At 42.6% G+C, this 4,920-nt stretch carries 4 protein-coding genes; 3 read left to right on the top strand and 1 reads right to left on the bottom strand.

Features of this window, described 5'->3' with window-relative positions:
* Positions 1-75: 75 nt before the first annotated feature.
* Positions 76-1,365, top strand: a complete 1,290-nt coding sequence (locus B4033_RS00715; RefSeq protein ID WP_286831142.1) for a lytic murein transglycosylase — start codon at positions 76-78, stop codon at positions 1,363-1,365.
* A 73-nt stretch (positions 1,366-1,438) separates the two neighbouring features.
* Here the strand turns inward: B4033_RS00715 and B4033_RS00710 are convergent, their stop codons facing one another.
* Positions 1,439-2,566 (bottom strand): anhydro-N-acetylmuramic acid kinase, encoded by a 1,128-nt coding sequence (locus B4033_RS00710; RefSeq protein ID WP_004813956.1) that lies wholly within the window; start codon positions 2,564-2,566, stop codon positions 1,439-1,441.
* Positions 2,567-2,629: 63 nt separating this feature from the next.
* On the opposite strand from B4033_RS00710, the gene tyrS reads away from it, so the two are divergent.
* Both tyrS and B4033_RS00700 read left to right on the top strand, forming a co-directional pair.
* Positions 2,630-3,862, top strand: a complete 1,233-nt coding sequence (gene tyrS, locus B4033_RS00705; RefSeq protein ID WP_163172613.1) for a tyrosine--tRNA ligase — start codon at positions 2,630-2,632, stop codon at positions 3,860-3,862.
* 534 nt (positions 3,863-4,396) lie between these two features.
* On the top strand, positions 4,397-4,699 hold the full coding sequence (locus B4033_RS00700; protein WP_286831139.1) for a hypothetical protein: 303 nt from the start codon (positions 4,397-4,399) through the stop codon (positions 4,697-4,699).
* Positions 4,700-4,920 lie beyond the last annotated feature (221 nt).

Below are 4,920 nucleotides of genomic sequence, written 5' to 3'. Positions count from 1 at the left end.
TTGCGCTTTAATTTTATCCACAAGCTGATAAGGTGAATAGGAACATAATTCGAAATATAAGTATTCAAGGGTACTATGCAACGGCTTGCACTTTTTCTTGGCTTAATCGTTCTGGCTGCCTCTCAGGCACAGGCTGAACTGATCATTAATGGACAGCGTGTAAGTACATCAGAGCTGTCCTCGAGTCCTGGCATCTATACGCCAAGTTCCAGTTCATTTCAAAGCTGTCTGGCTGGATTAAAACCCCAGGCACTCGCTAAAGGTGTCCATGCAGCGACCTATGACCGATATACTCAAAATTTAACCCCTGATTATTCTGTAATTGAAAGACTCAACTATCAGCCAGAATTTTCAACGCCAATTTGGGACTATCTGTCTGGTCTGGTCGATGAGGAGCGCGTACAGCAGGGTCGTCAGAAATTACAGCAGCATCGCGACGTATTAAATCGGGTTAGTGCTGCTTATGGCATTCCGGCTGAAACTGTGGTGGCAGTCTGGGGTGTGGAAAGTAATTATGGTGATATTTCTGGTAAATATCCTTTATTACAGGCGCTCGGTACTTTGAGTTGTGAAGGTCGTCGTCAAAGCTATTTCCGTGGTGAGTTCTTTACTACCATGAAGCTGTTGCAACGTGGTGATGTCTATGAAAACCAGCTTAAAGGTTCATGGGCCGGAGCTTTCGGTCACACCCAGTTTATGCCATCCACTTATGATGAACTGGCCGTTGATTTTGATGGTGATGGGCGTCGTGATCTCGTCAGCAGCATCCCGGATGCCTTGGCTTCAACAGCCAACTTCTTGAAAAAACGCGGCTGGCAAACCGGGCAGCCATGGGGTTTTGAAGTCAAAATTCCTCAAGGTATGTCAGTTTCTGGTGAAGGTCGTCGCAATAAAAAATCCTTGAGTAGCTGGATCAATCAAGGTCTGGTTCGTGCCGATGGTTCGGCATTAGTTCAAGGGGATTTATCGGAATCTTCTCAGGCTGGTTTATTGGCACCTGCCGGTGCTAATGGCCCGGTGTTCCTGGTCTTTAAAAACTTTGATGCCATTTATAGTTATAATGCAGCCGAAAGCTATGCTTTAGCCATTGCACATCTGTCAGATCGTTTGCAAGGTAAAGGTGGCTTGGTGCAAGCATGGCCAACCGATGATGCTGGCACATCACGTGCAGAACGTCGAGAGATTCAGCAATTTTTGCTCAATAAAGGTTATGATATTGGTGCAGTGGATGGTTTGATTGGGGATAAAACCCGTCAGGCGATCCGCCAAGAGCAGATCCGTTTAGGCTTAACTCCAACCGGACGGGCAGGTCAGCAGATTTTACGTGCGTTTCGGAATGAAAATGCCAAACTGATGATGCAATAACAGAGATTTAAAAAAGGTCTGCAATAATGCAGACCTTTTTTATACCTATATATAGTTATAAGAATTCAGGAGATTAAACTGCTGTAATCGTACCGAGCACACGATAGCCTGAAGCCCCGGTCACAGCTGGCAGATTGCCACTCAGCTGATTCATAAAGCGCATCGCCAGCCAGGCAAAGGCAGTGCCTTCGACCCATGTTGGATTTAAGCCTAAATCAGCTGTGGTTTGCACACTCCAGTGATGTTTACGCAAACGCCAGCGCAGCTGTTCCAGTAGATGTGAATTATAAGCACCACCTCCACAAACATAGACTTCACCGGTATCCAGACCAGAGCGATAAATCGCTTTTTTAATGGCACGTGTGGTGAGCTTCATGAGCGTCGCCTGAACATTTTCCGGGGTATCTTCCAGCTCATCATATTCTAAAGCACTGCGCCAGTCGGCAATTTGTTCATCCAGCCATTCCAGATTAAAGTCTTCACGGCCAGTACTTTTGGGAGGTTCTTTGGAGAAAAATGCATGTTCCTGCAAACGATCTAACAGGCTACGGATGGGTGTACCATAGGCTGCCCAGTTGCCATTTTCATCAAAAGGCTGGCCGGTATAACGCTCACACCAGGCATCCATCAGAATATTGGCTGGGCCGGTATCAAAGCCGTAGACTTGATCTGGCTGACCGGCAGGCAGAATACTGACATTGGCAATACCGCCCAGGTTTAGAATCACCCGGTGAATGCTGTCATGCTGAAAAATATCCTGATGGAAAGCCGGAACTAGCGGTGCACCCTGGCCACCAGCCGCCAGGTCACGGCGACGGAAATCGGAAATCACCGGAATCTGGGTAATTTCAGTAATAATGTTTGGATCACCGATCTGCAGGGTAAAGCCATGTTCAGGACGGTGGCGAATAGTCTGTCCATGTGAGCCAATAGCTTTGATTTGTGTGCGATCCAGCTTATTTTTTTCAATCAGCGCATTAATACCATGACCAATCATCTGTGCCAGCGCAACATCTGCTTTACCCATGCGGTCAATTTCATTATCGCCTGGCAGTGTAAGCGCCATCAATTCATCACGAAGATCATGATCAAAAGGTAGGGTGAGGGTGGCATGAAGCTGGAGTGGATCAAAAGAAGCAGCAACAATATCGACACCATCCATGCTTGTGCCGGTCATTACCCCAATATAGATCGCTGTCATGGTTATTCTTAAGCCTGCAATATGCTGAAAAAGTGTTAGTATATCGCACAAATTGAATAACTGATGTATTTGGGTTTTGTGATGTCAAATTTCCTGCCGGCTGAAGAACAACTTGCCCTCATCCAACGAGGCACCCACGAAATTATTTCTGAAGAAGATCTTCTAAAGAAATTAAAGCAGAATCGTCCACTAAAAATTAAAGCGGGTTTTGACCCTACTGCACCTGACTTGCACTTAGGTCATACTGTACTGATCAATAAGCTAAAAGTGTTCCAAGACCTGGGTCACGAGGTTTTCTTCCTGATTGGTGACTATACTGCGATGATCGGTGATCCAACCGGCAAAAGTGCAACACGTCCACCATTATCACGTGAACAAGTTTTAGAAAATGCTAAAACTTATCAAGAACAAGTATTTAAGATCTTAGATCCGAATAAAACTAAAGTTGTGTTTAACTCGGAATGGTTTGCACAAAAAACTGCTGCTGATCTGATTCAACTGGCATCACAGCAAACTGTTGCCCGTATGCTTGAGCGTGATGACTTCACAAAACGTTATAACAACCAGCAACCGATTGCGATTCATGAATTCCTGTATCCATTGGTACAAGGTTATGACTCAGTAGCACTAGAAGCAGACGTAGAGCTGGGTGGCACAGACCAGACCTTTAACCTGTTAATGGGTCGTACCCTTCAAGGGCGTTATGACCAGGAAGCACAAGTCTGTATTACAGTACCAATTCTTGAAGGTTTAGATGGCGTTAACAAAATGTCTAAATCTTTAGGTAACTATATTGGCGTCTTTGATGCGCCGGGTGCGATGTACCAGAAAGTACTGTCAATGCCGGATTCACTGATCGAACGTTACTTTGATCTGCTTAGCTTCAAATCTGTAGAAGAAATTCAGGTATTGTTGAAAGAGATTGAAGAAGGTCGTAATCCACAGGAAGTGAAACGCATTCTTGCACTGGAACTGGTTGAGCGTTTCCATGGAAGCGAGGCTGCTGAGCATGCACATAAAGGCGCGGGTAATATCATTACTGAGGGTGAACTTCCTGAAGGCACACCGGAAGTAACCATTTCATTAAGCGAGTTCGGTGGTGAAATCTTTATTACTTCAATCCTGCGTGAAGCGGGTCTGACTAAAAACTCGGCACAAGCCAAAGATGCGCTGGGTCGTGGTGCAGTAAAAGTAGACTGGCAACCAGTTGATACGTCTTTTTCTGTGAAAGAAAACGTGACTTTGATTGTTCAGGCGAGCAAAAAAGCGATTGCAAAAGTGACCTTTGTTGATTAAGACACTTTCTAAGTTATTGAATTAAAAGCAGGCTTCGGCCTGCTTTTTTTTATATGACTCTATATTCAAAAATCAAATAAGCAAATTCAAAAAAAACCTTATAAAAACAAGAGTTAAATTTTGCCGAATCCCTTGCGTTTCCCTATTATTATGTATAAGATTTATTCATCTAGAGAATTCGCTTTAAGCACATCTAGAGGGTAGTGGTAATAATAAATAACTCCACAACTTATAGTCTCTTCCCCAAGAGACTTTTTTTAAGATACTGAAGCAAATAACTATAATAATGACATACTGGATCGGGTAAAGATTCAATTGTGAGGGAGAGATTTTGGGAGAGATCTCTTCCTTTTTTATTTGAAAAACTCCACTTTTCCTTTTTATATTGTCTTTTAAAAATCAATTTTTTTATTTGCTTTAAATCCACTACAGATCGCCGGATAGATACTGACATCCAGAAAGTTATCAGTATGCTGATCACGTCAGGTCTCAAAGAAGATCTAGAAATTTAAAATAAGAGGGTAAGAAGTGTTTATGTATCACTATCGGACTCAGGATATTTTTGATCAGGAAATTGATTTTATTTTACGTTTTCTATTTGAATACAATACGCCTGAGCAGAAACAGAAATCTTTTAAACAGGCATATACTTTATTACAGCAACTCGATCTCGCATCACACTATCTTCTCTTTTCCTTAGTCAAAGAGCGGTTACCTCGTCGGGCTAAATTGTTATTTGCTGCTGAGGACTATAAAGGTAAGAAAAAAGTGATTGAAGAAGTCATGCATCACTGGGTGGGACATAAGTATCGCCAATACGTAGCTTCGCTATCTTAATATTCTCTTTGGCTTTATATAGATATTAAAAGTCAGGTTTCGTAACTTATATAAAGCTGAATACGGCTGATTTGACTATTTTTACTTTTTAAAATCTGGGATTAGAAAAAGAAGTCGCTATGAAAGCAGCAAACTGACTTTGTTGATAGGACCTATATCTATTAGTCGGATAGAAAATAGCAAAATATGTAAGCTGATATAAGCAAGTTTTGAAAAATTCT

The organism is Acinetobacter sp. UBA3132, from assembly GCF_002364825.1.
Classification (GTDB): Bacteria; Pseudomonadota; Gammaproteobacteria; order Pseudomonadales; family Moraxellaceae; genus Acinetobacter; species Acinetobacter schindleri.
The sequence above is the reverse complement of the archived record's forward strand: the minus strand, read 5'-3'. Positions and strand labels throughout refer to the sequence as shown.